Source organism: Sphingomonas kaistensis (assembly GCF_036884275.1).
Classification (GTDB): Bacteria; Pseudomonadota; Alphaproteobacteria; order Sphingomonadales; family Sphingomonadaceae; genus Sphingomicrobium; species Sphingomicrobium kaistense_A.
The window spans coordinates 2,099,350-2,119,299 of the sequence record NZ_CP145607.1 but is presented as its reverse complement, the minus strand read 5'-3'; the positions used below and the strand labels follow the sequence as shown (position 1 = coordinate 2,119,299).

The window sequence follows — 19,950 nt, the reverse complement described above, 5'->3', positions numbered from 1 at the left end:
TTGGGCCACGTCTTCCGCCTGGCCCCGGACGGTTGAACGGACGACGGTTCAGGCCGAGTATCGGACTTGCCAGCGTTTGTGTCGCTGGCACACCGTTCCGGGCAGAGCGCCGGGATCGCACCGGCTTCCTCGGGTCTGAACCCGCGGCGCTTCTCGGTCGGGGCGGGCCTTCTTGTCAAGCAGGCGGTGCTCGGCTAGGGGGCGGCCACCTTTTCAAGGCTGGTCGGAACCAGCCACATCCACAAGGACCTACGACCCATGAAGAGCGGTACCCACCCCGACTATCACTTCATCACCGTTGAAATGACCGACGGCACGAAGTTCCAGACCCGTTCGACCTGGGGCAAGGAAGGCGACACCCTCCACCTCGATATCGATCCCACCGCTCACCCGGCGTGGACCGGCGGCACCGGCAAGATGCTGGACGCGGGCGGTCAGGTCGCGCGCTTCAACAAGCGCTTCGGCGGTCTGACGCTCGGCAAGAAGTAAGTTCAGCCTCAACCGATGACGCAAGGACGCCCGGCTCCGACCCTGGAGACCGGGCGTCTTCGTTTACGCGGCTGGCGACGCGAGGATTTTCGCCCGTATCACACGATTATGTCGGAGCCGGCGGTGCACCGCTTCTTCGGGGCCGAACCGATGGGCGAGGAAGAATGCTGGCGCCGAATTTGCGCGGCGACGGGCAATTGGTTGTTGAACGGCTTCGGCGGCATGGCGGTCGAACGTCTCAGTGACGGCAAGCTGGTCGGCAACGTCGGCCTATTTACCGCTCGCCGCGCGGTCGAGCCGGCGTTCGGCGACGAGCCCGAGATGGGCTGGATCTTCGCGACCGAGACACACGGCACCGGCATGGCGCACGAGGCGGCTTCGGCGCTCCTAGGCTGGGCCGAAGCAACGCTTCCGTCGCAGCCGATCTGGGCGATCATCAGCGAAGGCAACGAACCGAGCTTTAAACTGGCCGCAAAGCTCGGCTTCAAGGCGTTGGGAACGGTCGATTATCACGGACCGACGAAGGTCCTCCAGCGGCCTAGCTGGTAGCGGCCGCGCGCCGCTCGTCTTCCATTCGGGTCAGCGCCTTGCGGTCCGGCTTGCCGATCATGGTCCGGGGCAGATCGTCAAGGATCTCGATGGCGACTGGGCGTTCGTGCTTGCCGACACGCTGGCAGAGCCCGTTCATCAATGCCTCGGAAGTCGCCTCGGCATCCTCGTGAAGAACGACGAAAGCCTTGGGACGTTCGCCGACACGGTCGTCGGGCACGGCGATGACCAGCGCTTCCTTGACCGCCTCCTCCTTGAGCAAGGCCGCTTCGACCTGGCTTGGAAAAACCTTGAAGCCGCCGACATTGATCATGTCCTTGGAGCGATCGACCAGACGCCGAAAGCCGTCGGGTTCCTCCACGCCGAGGTCGCCGGTAGCGAGCCAGCCGCCAGGCAGGGGATCGGGCGCGCCGCGCTCGGCGTTCCAATAGCCCGCCATGACCTGCGGTCCTCGGATGCGAAATTCGCCAACCTGGCCTGGGACACACTGGACGTTTGGCTGATCCGCGACTGCCCGGATTTCGGTTCCAGGAAGCGGTATTCCCACCGTTCCGGCATGAGTCTCGCCAACAAACGGATTGACCGCCGCTACCCCGCTCGTTTCGGTCAGGCCATAACCCTCAAGCACGCGGGCACCGGTAACGTTCTCGAACCGGTCCTTCAGCACCGATGTCATTGCTGCTCCGCCCGAAAAGCATTGCCGGACGCTGTCGAACGGGGTCCGGGCGACGTCGGGATGATCGATCATCGCCTGATACATGGCCGGCACCCCGAACAGATCAGTCAACCGCCCACGCCGCACGGCAGCCAAAGCCTCCGCCGGGTCGAATCGTGCTATAAGGTAGATCGCGCCACCCGAGGCGATGGTGGAATTAAGCACCGCACTGTTGGCAAAAATGTGAAACAACGGCAGCGCGCCGAGGGCGCGGGCTTCGCGCATGCCACCACTGGGGTCGATCGCGAGCAGCTGCTGGGCGTTGGCGGTGAGGTTGGCATGGGTCAGCGCCGCGCCTTTGGGCACGCCCGTGGTGCCGCCGGTATATTGTAGGAGGGCGATGGCCGTGGGGTCGATCGCAGGCAGCTCGTTCTGAGTGCCCGGCTTGAGGAGATTTCGCCATGCCGTGACGCGTTGATCGTTGGGGAGGCGTTGGCGCTCCTTGCGCTTCAGCAAGCGAAAGCCAAGCGCCTTGGCCGTCGGCAAGACCTCGGGGAGGTTGCCGACGACGAGGTGCTTGAGCAACCCATCGTCGAGCAGCCGCTGCATTGGCGCCCACAGCTTGGCAAGGTCGAGGCAGACCATGATCTCGGTGCCCGAATCGCGCGCCTGGAAGGCGACTTCATCGGGCGAATAGAGCGGCGAGAAGTTGACCACCGTCGCGCCGGCCAGCAACGCGCCATAATAAGCGATCGGATAATGCGGTGTGTTGGGCAGGAACAGGCCAATCCGAGTGCCGGGCGTGACACCAATATCGAGAAAACCCTGCGCCGCCTTGACCGCGTCGCCGAGCAAGGCGGCATAACTCCAGCGACGCCCCATGAAGTCGAGCGCGATGCGATCGCCGTGACGTGACGCACTGCGCACCAGCAGCTCCCCGACAGGGATCGGTTCCGGGGCCCAGCCGGCTGGGACCGGATGTCCTGCGCTGCTCGCTTCGGCGTTCAACAATTTCTCTCCCGCTCGCTTGACTTACAACAATGTAAGTACGCGAGGGTTGCAAAGGGTCAACGGCAAATCAGATCGAGCGCGCAATCAATTCCTTCATGATCTCGCTCGTGCCCCCGTAGATGCGGGTCACGCGGGCATCCCGCCACAGCCGGGCGATCGAATATTCATTCATATAGCCCGCCCCGCCATGTAGTTGCAGCGAGGTGTCGCAGGCGGCGAACTGCAGCTCGGAGTGAAACAACTTCGCCGCGCTCGCTTCTGCGGGTGTCAGCTTGCCATCGAGGTGGCGAGCGATCGCCCAGTCGAGGTGCGCCCACCCGACCTGCAGCCGGGTCTTGAGGTCGGCCAATGTGAAGCGGGTATTCTGGAAGTCGAACACGCTCTTGCCGAACGCCTTGCGGTCCTTGGTGAACTCCACCGCCAAGTCGAAGGCGCGCTGCGCCGCAGCCTGGCATTGCACGGCAATCGACAAACGCTCCTGCGGTAACTGGTTCATCAGCATCGCGAACCCGCCATTCTCGGCACCGAGCAGGCGGTCAGCCGGGAGCGGGACCTCGTCGAAGAACAACTCTGAGGTGTCGTTGCCGTGAAGTCCGATCTTGTCGAGGTTGCGGCCGCGGGTGAAGCCTTCGTCGCCCGTCTCGACCAGGAACAGCGAGATACCGCGCGCTCCGCCTTCTTCGGTGGTGCGGGCGCACACGATGACGAGGTCTGCGGCTTGGCCGTTGGTGATATAGGTCTTGGAGCCGGACAGCCGCCAGCCGTTACCCGACTTGCGCGCGATGGTCTTCATGCCCTGCAAATCGCTTCCGGCACCGGGCTCGGTCATGGCGATGGCGGTGATCGCTTCACCCGAGACCATTTTGGGGAGCCACTGCTGCTTCTGTTCTTCGGACCCGTAGGCGAGGATGTAATCGGCGACGATGTCGCTTTGCAGCGACCAGCCGACCGCGCTTCCGGCGTAGCTCGCCTCTTCCGAAACGATGGCGTTGAAGCGGAAGTCGAGGCCGAGGCCGCCATAGTCTTCCGGCACGGTCGGGCACAGCATCCCGGCCTCGCCCGCAAGCAGCCACGCTTCGCGCTCGACGATGCCCTCGCGCTCGTGGCGATCGGTGTCGAGGCTGGCGACCACCCGACGCACCGTGTCGCGGAAAGCGTCGAGATCGGCGTCGAACAATGTCCGCGACGAGGTATCCAGCATGCACGTCCTCCTTGGCCTTTGCCGCAGCCTAGGCGACAAGGCCGCAAAGGAAAGGACCTTATGGCCGGCGCGCTTCACGGATTGACGATCATCGAGATGGCGGGGCTGGGGCCGGGACCGTTTGCAGGGATGATGCTGGCCGACCACGGGGCGCGGGTGATCCGGGTCGAGCGGCCGGGCAACCTCGCCGTACCCAATGATCCCCTAACCCGCAGCCGCGAAAGCATCGCACTCGATCTTCGGCAGGAAGAGGCGCGTGACATCGTCCGCCGGCTGGCCGCGACGGCCGACGGGCTGATCGAGGGTTATCGACCGGGGGTGATGGAGCGGCTCGGGCTGGGGCCGGAACGTCTGCTCGCGGACAATTCGCGGTTGGTCTACGGCCGCGTGACAGGGTGGGGGCAGACCGGGCCGCTTGCCGCGGACGCCGGACACGACATCAACTATCTCGCGCTGACCGGCCTCCTGTCCTGCATCGGGGAAAAGGATCGTCCCGCATCGGCCCCGCTTAATCTGGTCGCCGATTATGGCGGCGGCGGGTTGATGCTCGCCTTCGGGATGGTGGCGGGGCTGCTCGCCGCGCAGCGATCGGGGGAGGGGCAGGTCATCGATGCCGCGATGACCGATGGCGCGGCGCTGACCGGCGCCTTGATCTACGGCCTGCGCGCGGCGGGAATGTGGCGCGACGAGCGGCAGGCGAATTTGCTCGACGGCGGCGATCCGATCTACGGCTGCTATGCCTGCGCCGACGGCCGCGAGGTCGCGGTGGGCGCGATCGAGCCGCAATTTCGCGCCGCGCTGTATGACGGGCTTGGGGTCGGGCAGGGGGCCTCCCGCGAAGCGATTGCGAAGGTCTTCGCCACAAGATCGCGCGACGAATGGATCGAACATTTCAAAGGCAGAAACGCCTGTGTCGCCCCGGTGCTCGACCTGAAGGAAGCGCCCGATCACCCTCACAATCGTGCCCGTGATACCTTCTTCGATCTCGATGGCGTGATTCAACCGCGACCCGCGCCTCGTCTGGAGGGCACGCCGCCGCCGCCGCCGCGAGCGCCCCGGCCGGAAGGCGCCGACGGCGACGCCATCCTTGCCGAACTCGGACTGGGGCAAGGAGAGGTCGCCGATCTCCGCGCGCGAAAGGTACTGTTGTGAACCCGCAATTCGAAGCCATGCCCGTCAGCATCTTCGAGGAGATGAGCCTCGCCGCCGCCCGCCACGGCGCGGTCAATCTCGGGCAGGGCTTCCCCGACTTCGGCTGGCCCGAACCGCTGCTCGACGAAGCGGCCCGGCTGCTTCGCGAAGGCAGCAACCAGTATCCGCCCTCGCGCGGTCTACCGGTCCTGCGGGAAGCACTTGCCGCCTTCTACGCCGACCGGCAGCAGCTGGCGCTGGCTCCCGAGCAGTTCGTGGTCACCAGCGGCGCGACCGAAGCGATCGCGGCGGTGCTGCTCGCAGCGCTGGAGCCGGGCGACGGCGCGATCGTCATTGCGCCGGCTTATGACGCTTATGCGCCGCTGATCCGCCGCGCCGGGGGCATGGTGCAGGAAGTCGTGCTTCGTCCGCCGTCGTGGCGCATCGATCGCGACCTTCTCGCGGCCGTCGTGACCTCGGCAACCAAAATGCTGGTCGTGAACAACCCGCACAATCCGACCGGACGGGTGCTCGATGCGGAGGAACTCGCCGCAGTCGTCGCGGTCGCGCGTGAGCATGACCTGCTAATCGTGTCGGACGAGGTCTGGGAAGAGGTACTGGCGCCCGGCGCCCGCTTCACCTCGCTGGCGTCGCTAGCGCCCGAACGGACGATCAAGATCGGGTCGGCGGGCAAGATCTTTTCGCTGACCGGCTGGAAAGTGGGTTGGGCTGCGGCCCCGCGCCAGCTGGCCGACGTCATCGCTCGCGCGCATCAATATCTGACCTTCGCCACGCCGCCGCATCTGCAGGCCGCGGTGGCGACTGGCCTGCGTCATATCGAATGGCTGGATGCGCCGCGCGAGGGCTTCGGGAGTGCGCGCCGGCGGCTGGCCGAGGGGTTGGAAGCGGCCGGCTTCGTGCTCCTGCCTTCGGAAGGCACCTACTTTCAGTGCGTCGACCTCGTCGCGTCCGGCATTGCCCTCGACGACCGCACCTTTGCCGATCTTGCCGTCGCGCATGCCGGAACTGCCGTCATTCCCTTATCGCCCTTTACCGAGGGCAAGCCCGAGCGCGGCCTCGTTCGCCTGTGTTTCGCCAAGCACGATGCGACGATCGATGCCGGGATCGCCGCCATGACCAAGGCGCGGGAACTAGCTCGGGCACTTTAGGCGCCGATTCGCTGCCGTCCCTGCTGCTCGTCCGACGGCCGGATCAGCAGCTTCCAGCGCCGTTTGTGCCGGATCGCCCAGGCGACCAGATCGCCGGCCTCGAGCGGATGGGCCAGAAGATAGCCCTGGATGAGGTCGCACCCCATTGCGCGCAGGATGCCGAGTTGCTCGGCGGTCTCGACGCCCTCGGCAGTGACCTTGAGATCGAGCCCATGCGCCAGCTCGATCACCGCGCGCACGATCACCTGATCGTCGCGGCTGGTGGTCAACTCGGTGATGAACTGCCGATCGATCTTGATTTCGCTGAAGGGCAGCCGCCGAAGCTGCATCAGCCCCGAATAGCCGGTTCCGAAATCGTCGAGGGCAAGGCCGAGCCCCTTGATCCGAAAGCGGGTCAGCGTGTCCATCATGTTGATGAGCGGCTGGGTCGCGCCTTCGGTCAGTTCGAGCACCAGCCGATCGGTCGGTACACTGAGCGCCCGGCACATCCGCTCGACGAGATCGGGAAAATCGAGCTGCTCGAGGCTGATCGCCGAGATGTTGACCGCGAGCGACGTGTCGAGCCCGGCCGCCTTCCATTCGCGCCATTGCCGCAGTGCGGTGCGAAGCGCCCACTGGGTAAGGTCGTCGATCAGGCCATGCTCTTCGGCCAGCGGGATGAAGCGGGCAGGGGGGATGGCGCCAAGCTCGCTGTGCGCCCAGCGGACCAGCGCTTCGACCCGCACGAGGCTGCCGTCGACCGCATCGACCTTGGGTTGATAGACCAGACGCAGGCCGCCCTGCCTGAGCGTCCGCTCAAGCTCATCCAGCAACCTCACATCCTTGTGTTTCACCTCGCTCTGGCCGGCCTGAGCGAAAGGAGCAGCGCTTCGAGGTCGTCCAGCAGGACCGGCTTTTCCAGCGGTCCTACCATCTGCAGGCCGAGCTCGGTCCCGAGCCGGAAAGCACTTTCGAGCACCCGCCGGTCGAAACCGGACACGATCAAGACCGGCCCGGCAAAATCATGCTCGGCCAGAAAGCGGAGGAATTCGACCCCGTCGGTCTTCGGCATACCAAGGTCCAGCACCACCACCTCGGGCTTGGCTTCGCCGAAAGCGTCGAGAAAGCTCTGGTGGTCGGCCGCGACGGTTGGGTCGAACCCAGTCATCCGGGCGGCGGTCGCCATATAGTCGGCAAGCGCGGGTTCGTCGTCGATGAGCAGCAGGCGGGGCAGATTGGGCATTAACCCACCCCTTCACGCCTTTGCCGGAGAGTTGCAACCGGTTCTTAACCGGGAAGGGTTTAGAAGCCGGTCGCTGCGCCATTGCGTGGCCCCTGTCGTGAGGGTTGTCGCGAAGGAGACGGGACGCGTGTTTCAGAGCCTGATCCGCCGCCAGACGCGGCGCCCGGCAGAGGTGGATGCGGCCGCCTTCGATTCGACCACGGTGTCATTGAGCCTGGCGGTTCCCCGGCCCCCCGAACGCCGCTCGGACGAACGGCTGCTACCGACCCTTCGCGTCGCCAAGCTTAACAGCGCGATCGGCGAGCAGCTGATCCGCATCCGCAACATGTCCGCAGGCGGCCTGATGGCCGATTGCGGGCGCTGTCCACCAATCGGCGCTGAAGTCCGAATCGAATTCAACAGCCAGGCCATTCCGGCCAGCGTGGTGTGGATCCGCGAAGGGCTGATCGGACTCAAGTTCGATCAAAGCCTCGATCTCGGCGAGCTGCTGGCCGGTCGAAAGCCGCGCCACGGCTTTCGCCCGCGTCCGCCCCGGCTTGAGGTCGGCTGCTCGGCCAGCGTCAAGATCAACAAGCTTTATTACAAGGTCGACGTCCACGACATGTCGCTGGGCGGCATGAAGGTCGGCCCGATCGACGAATATTGCATCGGCGCGAAGGTCGTCGTGGTGGTTGAGAGCCTGCGCCCGATCAAGGGCGAGGTGCGGTGGTATTCCGACCGCCGCGCCGGCATCGTCTTCGACCGCGAACTGAGCTTCGAGGAATTGGCCGAATGGGTCGGCAAGCGGCTTGAGCTCGCCAGTCTCAAGGCCAGCTACCGCCCCTGACGGCTCGCAAAAGCGGGCACCCGTTCCTACATCCGCTCCGAGAACAAACGGAGTGTATTGATGAGCGAACAACAAGCCATCCTCGCCGGCGGATGCTTTTGGTGCACCGAGGCGGTGTTCCTCGACGTCGCGGGCGTCAGCGGGGTCGAAAGCGGCTATATCGGCGGCGATACCGTCAATCCGACTTACAAGCAGGTGTGCGGCGGCAACACCGGCCATGCTGAGGCGATCCGCGTCACTTTCGATCCCGAGGTGGTCGGCTACGGCGACTTGCTCGACATCTTTTTCGCGACACACGATCCGACCCAGCTCAACCGGCAGGGCAACGACATCGGTACGCAATATCGCAGCGCCATCTTCCCCTTGTCCGACGAGCAGGAGCAGGAAGCCCGCGCCAAGATCGCGTCGCTGAACGAGGAGCAGGGTGGTCGGATCGTAACCACGATCGAACCGGCGTCGACCTGGTATCCGGCCGAGGATTATCACCAGAATTACTGGGAAACCGAAGGCCAGCGTAATCCTTATTGCATGGCGGTCATTCCGCCCAAGCTCAACAAGTTGCGCAAGAGCTTTCAGAATCGATTGAAAGCCGACGCCTGATCCTGCCGGCCCTCTTCGTCGCTTTGGCGGAGGGGGTCGGGCAGCCGGCTGAGGTGCTACTGGGCGGCGTGGGCCAGTGGTTGCCGATGCGGGCTTTCGTGCGGAAGCGCTGCCCGCTAAGTCCCTCAAATGGCTCGTCCCTGCTTCAAGCTCGAGAAGGATCATCCGCTTCCGCTCGCGGGTGTGGACGAGGCAGGCTGCGCGCCGCTCGCAGGGCCCGTCGTGGCTGCTGCGGTAGTGCTCGACCGCAACCGTTTTCCGCGCGGCATCGACGACAGCAAGAAGCTCAGTCTCGAAGCGCGCGAGGCGCTGCACGGCAAGCTGATGCGCCAGGCGCGTTGCGGTGTGGGTATCTGCAGCGTCGAGGAGATTGACGCGCTCAACATCTATTGGGCGCGGATGCTGGCGATGGCCCGCGCGGTGGAAGCGCTCGGCTTCGATCCTGCTTTCATCCTGGTAGACGGCAATCGTTCGCCGCGCTGGGAGCGGCCATCCAGGGCGATCGTGGCGGGGGACGCGCGCTGCCGTTCGATCGCGGCGGCGTCGATCATCGCCAAGGTCACCCGAGACCGAATCATGGCGGCCCATGCGGCGGAGTACCCCGGCTACGGATGGGAGCGGAACCGCGGTTATCCGACCGCCGATCATCGCCGCGCCCTGATCGAATTTGGCCCGACACCGCTGCATCGCCGAAGCTTCGGGCTGGTCCGCGATGTGCTTGCCGACGCGGCCCAGCCAAGGCTCGCTTTCGCCGCAGAATGAAAGAGCCGCGAGGCTGAGTCCTCGCCGCAACACCACATTGGCTTGAGTCCCCGTGCGCCGGCCGGACTCAACATCTTGTGGTCGTCTCGTTGCGGACTCGTTCCGTTCCGATCGGCCTCCGGCGGCCGTTAACCCTTTCCTCGTTGACCCAAACTCATGGCGGACTCACCATGACGGTCGAAAGCAGGGGGAAACGCATTTCATGAACCTCATGTCGCCCGTAAAGGACGCGTTGCCGCGTGTCCGTCGCAAGGCCGACGTCGATCCGAGCGGGCGAATCATCGCCGGCGATTGCATCGAAGCGATGCGTGCGCTTCCCGCCGGCAGCGTCGATCTGATCTTCGCCGATCCGCCCTATAATCTTCAGCTCGGCGGCGATCTGTTCCGGCCCGAAGGCGGGCGGGTCGATGCAGTGGACAATGACTGGGACCGCTTCGACAGCCTCGCCGCCTACGACAAATTCACCCGCGCCTGGCTGACCGAAGCGCGCCGCGTGCTGAAGGACGATGGCGCGATCTGGGTGATCGGCAGCTATCACAACATCTTCCGCGTCGGCGCCGCGCTGCAGGACCTCGATTTCTGGATCCTCAACGACATCGTGTGGCGCAAGTCGAACCCGATGCCCAACTTTCGCGGCACCCGTTTCACCAATGCGCATGAGACCTTGCTGTGGTGCTCAAAGTCGCAGGACAGCCGCTACACCTTCAACTATCGCGCGATGAAGGCGCTCAACGACGACTTGCAGATGCGCTCCGACTGGGTGCTTCCGATCTGCTCGGGCGGCGAGCGGCTGAAGGGCGGGGATGGGCACAAGGCGCATCCGACGCAGAAGCCCGAAAGCCTGCTTTATCGCGTGCTGCTGGCCTGCACGCAGCCGGGCGACACCGTGCTCGACCCGTTCTTTGGCACCGGCACCACCGGCGCGGTCGCCAAGCGGCTCGGCCGTCACTGGATCGGGATCGAGCGCGAGCCCGATTATATCGAGGTGGCCGAAGCGCGGATCGCAGCGACCCTGCCGCTCGATGAAAGCGCGATGGAAACCGTGCCCGACAAGCGCAGCCAGCCGCGGGTCGCCTTCGGTTTGCTGGTCGAAAGCGGCCTGGTCCCGCCGGGCACGGTGCTGATGGACACCAAGCGCCGCTGGAAAGCCGCGGTGCGCGCCGACGGATCGCTGAGCTGCGGACCGCATGCCGGATCGATCCACAAAGTCGGCGCCGGCCTCAACAAGGCGCCGAGCTGCAATGGCTGGACCTTCTGGCACGTTGAGCGAATGGGCCGGCTGGTACCGATCGACACGCTTCGCCAGGAGCATCTGGCGGGCCTGGCCTGAGCGACCCCATGACCTTTCGCACGATCCTTCGCCCGACCGGCTTCGTCGACGCGCCCTTCGGCTTCGACGGACAGGTCGCGCGGCTGGCCGGAACGATGTGCTGGTTTTCCGCGGTCGAGCTGCTCAAGGTCGGACACGACGGGAACGTTTCGCCCGAGCTGATTCCGGTCGAACGGCTGGAACAGCGGCTCGACACCGCCGCCATGGTGTCGGACTGGGCCGCCCTGACGGCGCCGCGCAAGCCGCTGCCCCTCGGGCAGCGAACCATTCGCCTCGATCAGCCGCAGGTCATGGCAATCCTCAACGCGACGCCCGACAGTTTTTCGGGTGGCGGCGAGGCAGCAAGCGCCGAAGACGGCTTTGCCGCAAGCGAGGCTGGCGCCGCGATCCTCGACGTGGGTGGCGAGAGCACGCGTCCCGGCGCCCGGGCAGTGTGGGAAGGCGACGAGATCGAGCGCGTGGTGCCGCTGGTCCAGCGTCTTGCCGCAGGCGGGGCGGCGGTGTCGATCGACACACGCAAAGCCAGCGTCATGGAAGCGGCGCTCGGCATCGGCGCGGCGCTGGTCAACGACGTGTCGGCGCTGACCTGGGACCCACGCTCGGCCGAGGTGGTCGCCAAGGCTGGCGTACCGGTCGTCCTGATGCATCATCAGGGCTCGCCCGAGACCATGCAGGACGCGCCCTCCTATCCGCGGGGCGCGCTGGTCGAAGTGTTCTTCTGGCTGGAAGACCGGATCGCCGCCGCCGTCGAGGCCGGTATCGCGCGCGACCGGATCATCGTCGATCCGGGCATCGGCTTCGGCAAGACCGTGGCGCATAATCTCGAGTTGATGAACGGGCTGTCGGCCTTTCACGCGCTCGGATGCCCACTTCTGGTCGGGGCCAGTCGCAAGCGGTTTATCGGCGCGCTTCACAACGAAGCGCCTGCCGACCGTCGGCTGGGTGGCAGCGTGGTACTGGCGATCAAGGCGGCGGAGCAGGGGGCTCATCTGGTGCGGGCCCACGACACGTTCGAAACGGTTCAAGCATTGCGCCTTTGGCGCGGCCTGCGTGATCAGGCACTTACGCCACGGTTCTAAGACGCTATTGCAACGATCATCGGTCCGATCGGCACGAGGCTGTCCATCCGCCCATTCGCCGGATCCCAAAGGCTCGACACCGATCCGTCGAGGTACAGCGCGTTGCGGCACCCTAACGGCCCCGCGAATAAACGCGCGAACTTGCCGAAGCTGACCGGCGCGTTGCTGATGGCGAAAACGGGCACGCCCTCGCCATCCACTCCGACCCCGTTGCGAACGTATCGCGAACGTCCGTCGGCATCGAAGCGGGGGTTCACTGTGCCATCGATGACGAGCATCGGTCCGCTCTGGGTCGCCATGCGAGGCGCCGTCTCAGGCGCATAATCCTGCGTTCGCACGATGGCCGCGCGTCCGTTGTTCCGGACCAGGAAGATTCCGTTGGGCTGAAGATGAAAATTGCCGCCGCCGTCGGTGCGCCGATTGATCGGCCGCGCTTCCTTACCGTCGGCATTGGCGAGGCCGATCGGGCGTCCTTCGTGGTCGAACATGCCGCCATTCAGCGCGAAGCGCACCTTGGTCGCGCGATCACCCAGCACCTGCTCCAGCGCCACGAAACTGCGCAAGGGGCGGCCGCGGAAATCGTTGAGGGCCAGCTCCAATCGTGCCGCCGGATCGCGGCAGATGGTGAAGCGCTGGCCTTCGAACATCAGCGAACGGCACGGCCCGCTCGCAGTCGTTTCCTGGATGTCAGGCGCCGGCTCGGGCCGCTTGCAGGCGGCGAGCAGGAGAACGAGGAGCAACACGATCTGCATCGGCTGCTCATGTGGGGGCGTCAGGCGCCGGTGTCGATCCCGAGCTCGGCAAGCTTGCGATACAGGGTCGAGCGCCCGATTCCGAGGCGGCGCGCTACCTCGGTCATCTTGCCGCGATAATGCCCGATGGCGAGACGGATGAGATCGCCTTCGATCTCTTCGAGCGATCGCAAATGCCCGTCGGCCTGCCACAAGGTGATGCCCTGACCGCCGGCAAGCGCCGCGGAGGCGGCGGTCGCGCCGATCTCGCGCGACGTATCGCCGACGCGGTTGGTGAACTTGGACTGCAGCGCGATGTGCGGAAAGTCGTCGGCGGTCAGAGCCGAGCCTTCGCATTGCAAGGCGGCGCGAAACAGGACGTTCGACAACTGGCGCACGTTGCCCGGCCAGCCGTAGCGCATCAGCACCTCGAGCGCGCCCTCGGCAATCGAAAGCGGACGAATGCCGGGCTGCCCGGTGTGCCGTGACAGGAGATGCCGGGCAAGCGCCGGAATGTCGCCGCTGCGATCGCGCAAGGGGGGCACCGCGACCACGGTTCCGGCGAGACGATCGGCAAGGCCCTGGTCGAAATTGTCGGGCAGCGGCTTACTCGAGGTCGCGATCAACCGCACGTCGACGCTGTTGGACCCGTTGCAGCCGACCGGCCGCACCTCGCCCGTCGCCAGCACGCGGTCGAGCGCTTCCTGGGTCGAAGCGGGAAGATCGCCGATCTCGTCGAGCAACAGGGTGCCGCCGTCCGCTTCGACGAGCTTGCCGATCCGTTCCGCGAAGGCACCCGGAAAAGCGCCCGCGACATGGCCGAACAATTCGCTGTCGACGATATTGGCGGGCACCGCCCGGCAGTCGAGCGCGACAAAAGAGGAACGGCTGCGCGGACTGGCTTCGTGGACGGCGCGGGCGACCGTCTCCTTGCCCGACCCCGCTTCGCCAATGATCAGCAGCGGCAGCCGGCTGCGAGCGGCTTTTGCGGCGACGGCCAGCGCGGCACGGAAATCGGGGGCCCCGCCGACCAATTCCTCGAGCGCGAGGCTCGGCGCCATTTTCTCCGACAGGGGAGCAAGCTCGCCCGATGCCCGGCGGCGATCGGCGTTGACGGCAAGTGCTTCGAGCAATCGTTCCGGCGCTACCGGACGAACCAGGAAATCGCTGGCACCGGCGCGCATTGCGTCGACCGCCTGGCCGACCGAACCACCTTCGGCGAGGACGATGATCGGCAGGCCCGGGCGATCGCCGCGAAGCGAGCGCACCAGCGCCGGACCGGCTTCGGGATCCCAGCGGCCGACCAGCACGGCCTTGACCTCATGTCCGTTGGGTCCGCCGAGCAATTCGTGCACCTGCTCGCCGGACGGACTGCCAAGGGTATTCCACCCAGCGCGCGCAGCGGTCGACGCAACCACCCGTCGCTCGGCGGGATCGGCATCGATCAGCAGCAGGAATCGGACGGTATCGGCGCGCACGGTCAAGGCTCCTCTGCGGCCAACCTAATTCGCATCAGTAAAGAAACGGTGACGGTGAGGGGGCTTGGGAGCAGGCCACCTTGCGGCTATGACAATCGTCAAAGAGCCAATCCAAGGGAGTAATCATGGCCGCCGAACCCACGTCCAATTCCGACAGCCCGGTCGATTTCAATCGCGCCAAGGAAGACTACAGCCTGCTCATCACCTTGCTGAAGTGGGGCGTGGTGATTGCGCTGCTGCTCGGCTTCCTCGTCATGATCCTGCTGGCGAGCTGACCGACTTGAAGGTCGCGGTCCTCGCCGAAACGGCGCCGGGCGAGACCCGCGTCGCCGCCATTCCCGAAACGGTGAAGAAACTGAGCGCCCTTGGCGCCTCGGTGTTCGTCGAGGAAGGCGCCGGCCGGCAGGCGGGGATCAGCGACCAGGATTTTTCTTCCGCGGGGGCCACGGTGGCGCCACGGGCCGAGGTGCTGGATGGTGCCGAACTGGTGCTCAGCGTCAGCGGTCCCGACGCCGATGCACTCGGCGGCGTCGCGCCCGGCGCGGTGCTGGTCGGGATCCTTGATCCGTTTCGGCGGCGCGAGGCTGTCTCCGCCTACGGCAGCGCCGGGCTCGAGGCGCTGGCGATGGAGTGGATGCCGCGCATCACCCGTGCGCAGTCAATGGACGTCCTGTCCTCGCAGTCCAATCTCGCGGGCTACAAGGCGGTGATCGACGCGGCGGCCGCCTATGGCCGCGCTTTTCCGATGATGATGACCGCCGCCGGCACCGTCAGCCCGGCGAGAGCCTTCATCATGGGCGTGGGCGTCGCCGGCCTCCAGGCGATCGCCACTGCCCGGCGGCTGGGCGCGCAGGTCAGCGCGACCGACGTCCGCTCCGCCACCCGCGAGCAGATCCAGAGCCTCGGCGCCAAACCGATCTTCGTCGAAGGCGTCGCGGGAATCGAAGGCGAAGGGCAGGGGGGCTATGCCGGCGAGACCAGCGAGGAATATCGCAAGGCGCAGGCCGAGCTCGTGTCCACGCACCTTGCCAAGCAGGACATCGTCATCACCACCGCGCTGATTCCGGGTAAGCCCGCGCCGCGCCTGATCAGCGACGCGCAGGTCGCGACCATGCGTCCAGGCAGCGTCATCGTCGATCTGGCGGCCGACGCCGGTGGTAACGTCGAGGGCTGTGTGGCCGGCGAGAATGTGGAGCGCCATGGCGTCACGATCATCGGCGCGACCAATCTCGCCCGTTCGCTTCCCGCTGATTCGAGCGCGCTCTACGCTCGCAACCTGTTCAACTTCCTATCCGCGTTCTGGGACAAGGAAGCGGGGCGACCGGTCTTCCCCGACGAGGACGAGATCGTGAAGGGCGTGCGGCTGACCAAAGGCGGCACGGTCGTCAGCGAGCGCTTCGCCTGATGGGATTGTTCTCGGCTACCGAGGTCGACACCGACGAGATTGCCCGCCGCTACGCCGCGCTGCTGCTCGACGGCGAGGAAGTGCTGATCGCGTTCAAGACGGTGCGCGACATCGCGTTCTTGACCGACCGCCGGCTATGCCTGGTCAACATTCAGGGCTGGGTCGGCAAGAAAGTCTCGATCCAGTCCATCCCCTATCGCTCGATCATCCGCTTCAGCCTCGAGACCGCCGGCACCTTCGACCTCGAAGCCGACATGGTGTTCTGGCTGGCGGGCGCTGCGCAGCCGTTGGAGATCAAGATCGGGCGGGGCAGCAATCTCACCATGATCCAGCAGGTGCTGGCCCACGGCATCCTGCGCCGCTGATCAGCCGGGCAGCGTGCAGCAGTCGACCCAGGTCGCGTGCGTGACCTCGGCCAGCCGCGCCAGCGTGATTTCCAGCGATGCGTTGCGACTTCCGGCGGCGGGATAAACGGTGTCGAAGGCGCGCATGCTGACGTCGGCGTAGACTGGCAGCGGCGTCGCGAGCCCGAACGGACAGACCCCGCCGACGACATGGCCGGTGGCGGCAAGCGTCGCTTCCGCATCGAGCATGCGGATCCGCCCGCCAAATGCCGCCTTGCACCTGAGATTGTCGAGCCGCGCATCGCCGCGTGTCACCAGCAAGAGGATGCGATCGCCGACCCGCAGCGCGATCGTCTTGGCGATTCGGCCCGGTTCGACGCCCAGAGTCGCCGCAGCGTCGGCGACGGTCGCGGTGCTGCCGTGCGCTTCGATCAGACGCAGTTCAGGCGCATGTGCGGCGACCCACGATTTGACGCTTTCGAGGCTCATTCGCCCATCAGGTGCACGGCGATCTCACGCCGCCGCGGGGAACGAAGATGCTCGCAAAGATAAATGCCTTGCCACATCCCAAGCCGCATCCGGCGATCCAGCACCGGGATCGACAGGGTGGCGGCCGTCAGCGCCGAGCGAAGGTGGGCGGGCATGTCGTCCGGCCCCTCGTCGTCATGTTCGTAGTCTGACGACTCGGGCGCGATCCGCGCCAGCCAGCGCTCGAGATCGCGGCGGGCGGCCGGTGCCGCATTCTCCTGGATCAGGAGCGAGGCTGAGGTGTGGCGGACGAGGAGGGTCAATAGGCCCTCGCTCATCCGCTGGTCGGCGACCCACGCCGCCACCGCGTCCGTGATCAGGTGCAGGCCCTGACGCGGCGCGGTGACGGTGAGGGTGCCGGACGCCTGGCGCATCGGCTCAGGCGGCCTGCATTTCCTTGTCGAGGTTCTGCACGACGGCCTCGAAGAACTGCTCGGTGGTCATCCACGGCTGGTCGGGACCAACTAGGATGGCAAGATCCTTGGTCATCTTTCCGCTTTCCACCGTCTCGACGCAGACGCGCTCCAGCGTTTCGGCGAACTTCACGACCTCGGGGGTGTCGTCGATCCGGCCGCGGAACTTGAGGCCGCCGGTCCAGGCGAAGATGCTGGCGATCGGGTTGGTCGAGGTCGCCTTACCCTGCTGGTGCATGCGGTAGTGGCGCGTGACGGTGCCGTGTGCCGCTTCGGCCTCGACGGTCTGTCCGTCGGGGGTCATCAGCACGCTGGTCATCAGGCCAAGGCTGCCGAAGCCCTGCGCAACCTGATCCGACTGCACGTCGCCGTCGTAGTTCTTGCAGGCCCAGACGAACTTGCCGCTCCACTTGAGCGCCGAAGCGACCATGTCGTCGATCAGGCGATGCTGATATTCGATGCCGGCTTCCTCGAACTTCGCCTTGAATTCGGCTTCGTAAATCTCCTGGAAGATATCCTTGAAGCGACCGTCATAGGCCTTGAGGATGGTGTTCTTGGTGCTGAGGTACACCGGCCAGTTGCGCTGCAGGCCGTAGTTCAGGCAGGCGCGGGCAAAGTCGCGGATGCTTTCGTCGACATTGTACATGCCCATCGCGACGCCGGCGCTTTCGAACTCGAACACTTCATGCTCGATGACCTCGCCGTCGACGCCTTCGAACTTGATGGTGAGCTTGCCGGCGCCCGGGACGCGGAAATCGGTCGCCTTGTACTGATCACCAAACGCATGACGGCCGACCACGATTGGGTCGGTCCAGCCGGGAATTAGCCGGGGCACGTTGCTGATCACGATCGGCTCGCGAAAAACGACGCCGCCGAGGATGTTGCGGATGGTGCCGTTGGGGCTCTTCCACATTTTCTTGAGGCTGAATTCCTCGACGCGCTGTTCGTCGGGGGTGATGGTGGCGCACTTCACTCCGACGCCATATTGCTTGATCGCATTGGCGCTCTCGACCGTCACCTTGTCGTCGGTGGCATCGCGATTCTCGACCGAAAGATCGTAATATTTGAGGTCGATATCGAGGTAGGGCAGGATCAGCCGCTCGCGGATCCACTGCCAGATGATGCGGGTCATCTCGTCGCCGTCGAGTTCGACGACCGGGTTTTTCACCTTGATCTTGGTCATATGCCTGCCTGCTGAAGGAATTCCGGCGTGCAGGTAGCGTCGGCAAGCCGCTCTGGCAACGCGGGCGTGGGCTCGTTAGAGGGGAAGGCATGGCGCATATCGACAATCCCGACAGCCAACTGACCGCGGTCAAGTGGCGCTTTCCCTCGGTCCATCCGGAAGGGCGCAAGTTCGCCGTCATTTCCGGCGCGATCGCCTTCTTCCTGCTGATCCTCGACGGAGGCTTTACCGAGCTGCTCGGTTGGCTGATGGTCGGCGTGACCGTCTGGGTCGCCGCCTTCTTTCGCGATCCGATCCGGACCACGCCGAGCGACCCCAAGCTGATCGTCTCGCCCGCCGACGGGCTGGTCACCATGATCGCCCGCGTGCCGGCGCCGCCCGAACTTCGCGGCGAGCTGGGCGAGGGAGAATTTACCCGGGTGTCGGTGTTCATGAGTGTGTTCGACGTTCACATCAACCGGACCCCGATCGCAGGCGTGATCCGCCGCATCGCGTACGTTCCGGGCAAGTTCCTCAATGCCGACCTCGACAAGGCGAGCGAGGACAATGAGCGGCAGCATTTCGTGGTCGAAGGCGACGGCGGCGTGAAAATCGGTTTCACCCAGATCGCCGGTCTCGTTGCGCGCCGGATCCTGAGCTTCGTCAAGGAAGGCCAGCGCGTCTCGAATGGCGAGCGGATCGGCCTGATTCGCTTCGGCAGCCGGGTCGATGTCTATCTTCCCGCAGGCACGGGCTCGCGCCTGCTGCTCGGCCAGCGCGCGATCGCGGGCGAGACGATTATCGCCGTGCTGGGTGAAGACCCGCTGCTCAACGGAACCAGCCAGTGAGCCCTGCCGAGGGCCGCGGGCTTCCGCTTCGCGCCTTCATTCCCAATGCCGTGACGGTGCTGGCACTGTGCGCCGGGCTGACCGCGATCCGCTACGCCTTCAACGAGGATTGGGAAAAGGCGATGATAGCGATCGTCGTCGCGGGCGTTCTCGACGGCCTCGACGGCAATATCGCGAGGATGCTGAAAGCCAACAGCAAGTTCGGCGCCGAGCTCGATTCGCTGTGCGACAATATCGGCTTCGGCACCGCGCCGGCGCTGATCCTGTTTCAATTCTCGCTCGATAGCGCACCAAAGTTCGGGTGGACCGTCGCCCTGGCGCTGGCGGTCAGTTGTGCGCTTCGTCTGGCCCGTTTCAATGCGCGGATCGACGCCGACGTTCAGCCGCACAAGTCTGCCGGGTTCAATACCGGAGTTCCGGCGCCGGTGGGGGCGGGCCTCGCCTTTGCGCCGGTCTATCTGTGGCTGATCACTGGAAACGACCTGTTCCGCGACTGGCAACTGGTGATGCCGTGGACGTTGTTCATTGCGGTGCTGATGATTTCGGCGATCCCGACCTTCAGCTGGACCTCGATCCGCATCCGCCGCAGTTGGCGCATCGTCGGCCTGGCGGGGGTGGCGCTGCTGGCGGCGGCGTTGATCAACGAGCCGTGGATTACACTGCTCGCGGTGTCCTTCGCCTATCTCGCCAGCGTTCCGTTCAGCCTTTTGAGCTACGGACGGGTCAAGCGGCGACGCGCAGCGGAGGCCGTGCCGACACCGGCTGGCTGACCCGGCGGGTCGTCACGCGCACGGTCACCGGACGGGTGACCAGCACCGGCTCGGAACGCAGCGAATGACCGCTCAGCGCGGCGGAAATCTTGTTCAGATTGCTGGCGAGCGTTTCGCCGATCGTCAGCAGGCCGAGGCCCAGAATGGCAGTGAAAGCGAGGACGGCGAGAACCAGCATGGCACGTTCTTCCCTTGTTCTTGAGTAGCGCAACGGAGACCGATTCATTTCGTTCCGAGATGAAGCGGA

24 protein-coding genes are annotated in these 19,950 nt (G+C 65.5%); 14 read left to right on the top strand and 10 right to left on the bottom strand.

Translation table 11 applies throughout. The annotated features are described in order from the left end of the window. Positions 1-258 precede the first annotated feature (258 nt). Positions 259-489 carry a 50S ribosomal protein L31 gene (rpmE, locus tag V6R86_RS10300; RefSeq protein ID WP_314444872.1) on the top strand — a complete coding sequence of 77 codons (231 nt, stop codon included), beginning with the start codon at positions 259-261 and terminating at the stop codon, positions 487-489. A 15-nt stretch (positions 490-504) separates the two neighbouring features. Continuing rightward, positions 505-1,038, top strand: coding sequence for a GNAT family N-acetyltransferase (locus V6R86_RS10295; RefSeq protein WP_338504337.1), 534 nt, complete (start codon positions 505-507; stop codon positions 1,036-1,038). Here V6R86_RS10295 and V6R86_RS10290 read toward each other — a convergent pair. Together V6R86_RS10290 and V6R86_RS10285 are read right to left on the bottom strand one after the other, a co-directional pair. After that, entirely contained in the window at positions 1,028-2,620 is a 1,593-nt protein-coding gene (locus tag V6R86_RS10290; protein WP_338504335.1) for an AMP-binding protein, read from the bottom strand. The genes V6R86_RS10295 and V6R86_RS10290 overlap by 11 nt on opposite strands. A gap of 151 nt (positions 2,621-2,771) precedes the next feature. After that, positions 2,772-3,905, bottom strand: coding sequence for an acyl-CoA dehydrogenase family protein (locus tag V6R86_RS10285; RefSeq protein WP_338504334.1), 1,134 nt, complete (start codon positions 3,903-3,905; stop codon positions 2,772-2,774). 60 nt (positions 3,906-3,965) lie between these two features. On the opposite strand from V6R86_RS10285, the gene V6R86_RS10280 reads away from it, so the two are divergent. Further along, entirely contained in the window at positions 3,966-5,057 is a 1,092-nt protein-coding gene (locus V6R86_RS10280) for a CaiB/BaiF CoA-transferase family protein (RefSeq protein ID WP_338504332.1), read from the top strand. Next, a complete protein-coding gene (locus tag V6R86_RS10275; protein ID WP_338504330.1) occupies positions 5,054-6,205 on the top strand; it encodes an aminotransferase class I/II-fold pyridoxal phosphate-dependent enzyme in 1,152 nt (383 codons plus the stop codon). Before V6R86_RS10280 ends, V6R86_RS10275 begins: the two co-directional genes overlap by 4 nt. Here V6R86_RS10275 and V6R86_RS10270 read toward each other — a convergent pair. Together V6R86_RS10270 and V6R86_RS10265 are read right to left on the bottom strand one after the other, a co-directional pair. Next, positions 6,202-7,017: an EAL domain-containing protein gene (locus tag V6R86_RS10270; protein ID WP_338504329.1), complete on the bottom strand. Its 816-nt coding sequence runs from the start codon at positions 7,015-7,017 to the stop codon at positions 6,202-6,204. The two genes, V6R86_RS10275 and V6R86_RS10270, sit on opposite strands and share 4 nt — an antisense overlap. A gap of 17 nt (positions 7,018-7,034) precedes the next feature. Then, the gene (locus V6R86_RS10265) at positions 7,035-7,427 is read right to left on the bottom strand and encodes a response regulator (RefSeq protein WP_338504328.1); all 393 of its coding nucleotides are present in this window, start codon (positions 7,425-7,427) and stop codon (positions 7,035-7,037) included. Between the two features lie 127 nt (positions 7,428-7,554). Between V6R86_RS10265 and V6R86_RS10260 the strand changes: the two genes are divergently transcribed. The 5 genes from V6R86_RS10260 to folP all read left to right on the top strand — a co-directional run bounded on the left by V6R86_RS10260 (position 7,555) and on the right by folP (position 12,024). Continuing rightward, the gene (locus V6R86_RS10260) at positions 7,555-8,253 is read left to right on the top strand and encodes a PilZ domain-containing protein (RefSeq protein ID WP_338504327.1); all 699 of its coding nucleotides are present in this window, start codon (positions 7,555-7,557) and stop codon (positions 8,251-8,253) included. Positions 8,254-8,313: 60 nt separating this feature from the next. Then, positions 8,314-8,853, top strand: a complete 540-nt coding sequence (msrA, locus tag V6R86_RS10255) for a peptide-methionine (S)-S-oxide reductase MsrA (protein ID WP_338504326.1) — start codon at positions 8,314-8,316, stop codon at positions 8,851-8,853. Between the two features lie 129 nt (positions 8,854-8,982). After that, positions 8,983-9,615: a ribonuclease HII gene (locus V6R86_RS10250; protein ID WP_338504325.1), complete on the top strand. Its 633-nt coding sequence runs from the start codon at positions 8,983-8,985 to the stop codon at positions 9,613-9,615. A 211-nt stretch (positions 9,616-9,826) separates the two neighbouring features. After that, positions 9,827-10,945 (top strand): site-specific DNA-methyltransferase, encoded by a 1,119-nt coding sequence (locus tag V6R86_RS10245; protein WP_338505468.1) that lies wholly within the window; start codon positions 9,827-9,829, stop codon positions 10,943-10,945. Between the two features lie 8 nt (positions 10,946-10,953). Further along, positions 10,954-12,024: a dihydropteroate synthase gene (gene folP, locus V6R86_RS10240; protein ID WP_338504324.1), complete on the top strand. Its 1,071-nt coding sequence runs from the start codon at positions 10,954-10,956 to the stop codon at positions 12,022-12,024. Here the strand turns inward: folP and V6R86_RS10235 are convergent. Together V6R86_RS10235 and V6R86_RS10230 are read right to left on the bottom strand one after the other, a co-directional pair. Beyond that, positions 12,021-12,776, bottom strand: coding sequence for a phosphodiester glycosidase family protein (locus tag V6R86_RS10235; RefSeq protein ID WP_338504323.1), 756 nt, complete (start codon positions 12,774-12,776; stop codon positions 12,021-12,023). The two genes, folP and V6R86_RS10235, sit on opposite strands and share 4 nt — an antisense overlap. 20 nt (positions 12,777-12,796) lie before the next feature. Continuing rightward, on the bottom strand, positions 12,797-14,233 hold the full coding sequence (locus V6R86_RS10230; protein WP_338504322.1) for a sigma-54 dependent transcriptional regulator: 1,437 nt from the start codon (positions 14,231-14,233) through the stop codon (positions 12,797-12,799). Between the two features lie 125 nt (positions 14,234-14,358). Here V6R86_RS10230 and V6R86_RS10225 point away from each other — a divergent pair, with 125 nt between their 5' ends. The 3 genes from V6R86_RS10225 to V6R86_RS10215 are packed head-to-tail and all read left to right on the top strand — an operon-like array spanning position 14,359 to position 16,003. Further along, complete coding sequence (locus V6R86_RS10225; RefSeq protein WP_338504320.1) at positions 14,359-14,508, top strand: hypothetical protein; 150 nt, start codon at positions 14,359-14,361, stop codon at positions 14,506-14,508. A 5-nt stretch (positions 14,509-14,513) separates the two neighbouring features. Beyond that, a complete protein-coding gene (locus V6R86_RS10220; RefSeq protein ID WP_338504319.1) occupies positions 14,514-15,638 on the top strand; it encodes a Re/Si-specific NAD(P)(+) transhydrogenase subunit alpha in 1,125 nt (374 codons plus the stop codon). Beyond that, positions 15,638-16,003: a PH domain-containing protein gene (locus tag V6R86_RS10215; protein WP_338504317.1), complete on the top strand. Its 366-nt coding sequence runs from the start codon at positions 15,638-15,640 to the stop codon at positions 16,001-16,003. The genes V6R86_RS10220 and V6R86_RS10215 overlap by 1 nt, the downstream gene beginning before the upstream one ends. On the opposite strand, the gene V6R86_RS10210 is transcribed toward V6R86_RS10215, so the two are convergent. From V6R86_RS10210 to V6R86_RS10200, 3 genes are read right to left on the bottom strand one after another with little or no spacing between them, the layout of a single operon-like run. Next, positions 16,004-16,471, bottom strand: a complete 468-nt coding sequence (locus tag V6R86_RS10210) for a YbaK/EbsC family protein (protein WP_338504316.1) — start codon at positions 16,469-16,471, stop codon at positions 16,004-16,006. It lies immediately after the preceding gene. Further along, on the bottom strand, positions 16,468-16,884 hold the full coding sequence (locus V6R86_RS10205; RefSeq protein WP_338504315.1) for a secondary thiamine-phosphate synthase enzyme YjbQ: 417 nt from the start codon (positions 16,882-16,884) through the stop codon (positions 16,468-16,470). Before V6R86_RS10205 ends, V6R86_RS10210 begins: the two co-directional genes overlap by 4 nt. A 4-nt stretch (positions 16,885-16,888) precedes the next feature. Beyond that, positions 16,889-18,106: an NADP-dependent isocitrate dehydrogenase gene (locus V6R86_RS10200; protein ID WP_338504314.1), complete on the bottom strand. Its 1,218-nt coding sequence runs from the start codon at positions 18,104-18,106 to the stop codon at positions 16,889-16,891. Between the two features lie 89 nt (positions 18,107-18,195). Here V6R86_RS10200 and V6R86_RS10195 point away from each other — a divergent pair, with 89 nt between their 5' ends. Both V6R86_RS10195 and V6R86_RS10190 read left to right on the top strand, forming a co-directional pair. Further along, a complete protein-coding gene (locus V6R86_RS10195; RefSeq protein WP_338504313.1) occupies positions 18,196-18,933 on the top strand; it encodes a phosphatidylserine decarboxylase in 738 nt (245 codons plus the stop codon). After that, positions 18,930-19,703 carry a phosphatidylcholine/phosphatidylserine synthase gene (locus V6R86_RS10190; RefSeq protein WP_338504312.1) on the top strand — a complete coding sequence of 258 codons (774 nt, stop codon included), beginning with the start codon at positions 18,930-18,932 and terminating at the stop codon, positions 19,701-19,703. The genes V6R86_RS10195 and V6R86_RS10190 overlap by 4 nt, the downstream gene beginning before the upstream one ends. Here the strand turns inward: V6R86_RS10190 and V6R86_RS10185 are convergent. After that, positions 19,657-19,881 carry a hypothetical protein gene (locus V6R86_RS10185; protein WP_338504311.1) on the bottom strand — a complete coding sequence of 75 codons (225 nt, stop codon included), beginning with the start codon at positions 19,879-19,881 and terminating at the stop codon, positions 19,657-19,659. The two genes, V6R86_RS10190 and V6R86_RS10185, sit on opposite strands and share 47 nt — an antisense overlap. Between the last annotated feature and the right edge of the window lie 69 nt (positions 19,882-19,950).

Bases quoted from the DNA above. Each gene is read 5' to 3' on its own strand.
- rpmE (WP_314444872.1), top strand. From the start codon at position 259: ATGAAGAGCGGTACCCACCCCGACTATCACTTCATCACCGTTGAAATG.
- V6R86_RS10295 (WP_338504337.1), top strand. From the start codon at position 505: ATGACGCAAGGACGCCCGGCTCCGACCCTGGAGACCGGGCGTCTTCGT.
- V6R86_RS10285 (WP_338504334.1), bottom strand. From the start codon at position 3,905: ATGCTGGATACCTCGTCGCGGACATTGTTCGACGCCGATCTCGACGCT.
- V6R86_RS10280 (WP_338504332.1), top strand. From the start codon at position 3,966: ATGGCCGGCGCGCTTCACGGATTGACGATCATCGAGATGGCGGGGCTG.
- V6R86_RS10265 (WP_338504328.1), bottom strand. From the start codon at position 7,427: ATGCCCAATCTGCCCCGCCTGCTGCTCATCGACGACGAACCCGCGCTT.
- msrA (WP_338504326.1), top strand. From the start codon at position 8,314: ATGAGCGAACAACAAGCCATCCTCGCCGGCGGATGCTTTTGGTGCACC.
- V6R86_RS10250 (WP_338504325.1), top strand. From the start codon at position 8,983: ATGGCTCGTCCCTGCTTCAAGCTCGAGAAGGATCATCCGCTTCCGCTC.
- V6R86_RS10245 (WP_338505468.1), top strand. From the start codon at position 9,827: ATGTCGCCCGTAAAGGACGCGTTGCCGCGTGTCCGTCGCAAGGCCGAC.
- folP (WP_338504324.1), top strand. From the start codon at position 10,954: ATGACCTTTCGCACGATCCTTCGCCCGACCGGCTTCGTCGACGCGCCC.
- V6R86_RS10235 (WP_338504323.1), bottom strand. From the start codon at position 12,776: ATGCAGATCGTGTTGCTCCTCGTTCTCCTGCTCGCCGCCTGCAAGCGG.
- V6R86_RS10225 (WP_338504320.1), top strand. From the start codon at position 14,359: ATGGCCGCCGAACCCACGTCCAATTCCGACAGCCCGGTCGATTTCAAT.
- V6R86_RS10215 (WP_338504317.1), top strand. From the start codon at position 15,638: ATGGGATTGTTCTCGGCTACCGAGGTCGACACCGACGAGATTGCCCGC.
- V6R86_RS10210 (WP_338504316.1), bottom strand. From the start codon at position 16,471: ATGAGCCTCGAAAGCGTCAAATCGTGGGTCGCCGCACATGCGCCTGAA.
- V6R86_RS10205 (WP_338504315.1), bottom strand. From the start codon at position 16,884: ATGCGCCAGGCGTCCGGCACCCTCACCGTCACCGCGCCGCGTCAGGGC.
- V6R86_RS10200 (WP_338504314.1), bottom strand. From the start codon at position 18,106: ATGACCAAGATCAAGGTGAAAAACCCGGTCGTCGAACTCGACGGCGAC.
- V6R86_RS10195 (WP_338504313.1), top strand. From the start codon at position 18,196: ATGGCGCATATCGACAATCCCGACAGCCAACTGACCGCGGTCAAGTGG.
- V6R86_RS10185 (WP_338504311.1), bottom strand. From the start codon at position 19,881: ATGCTGGTTCTCGCCGTCCTCGCTTTCACTGCCATTCTGGGCCTCGGC.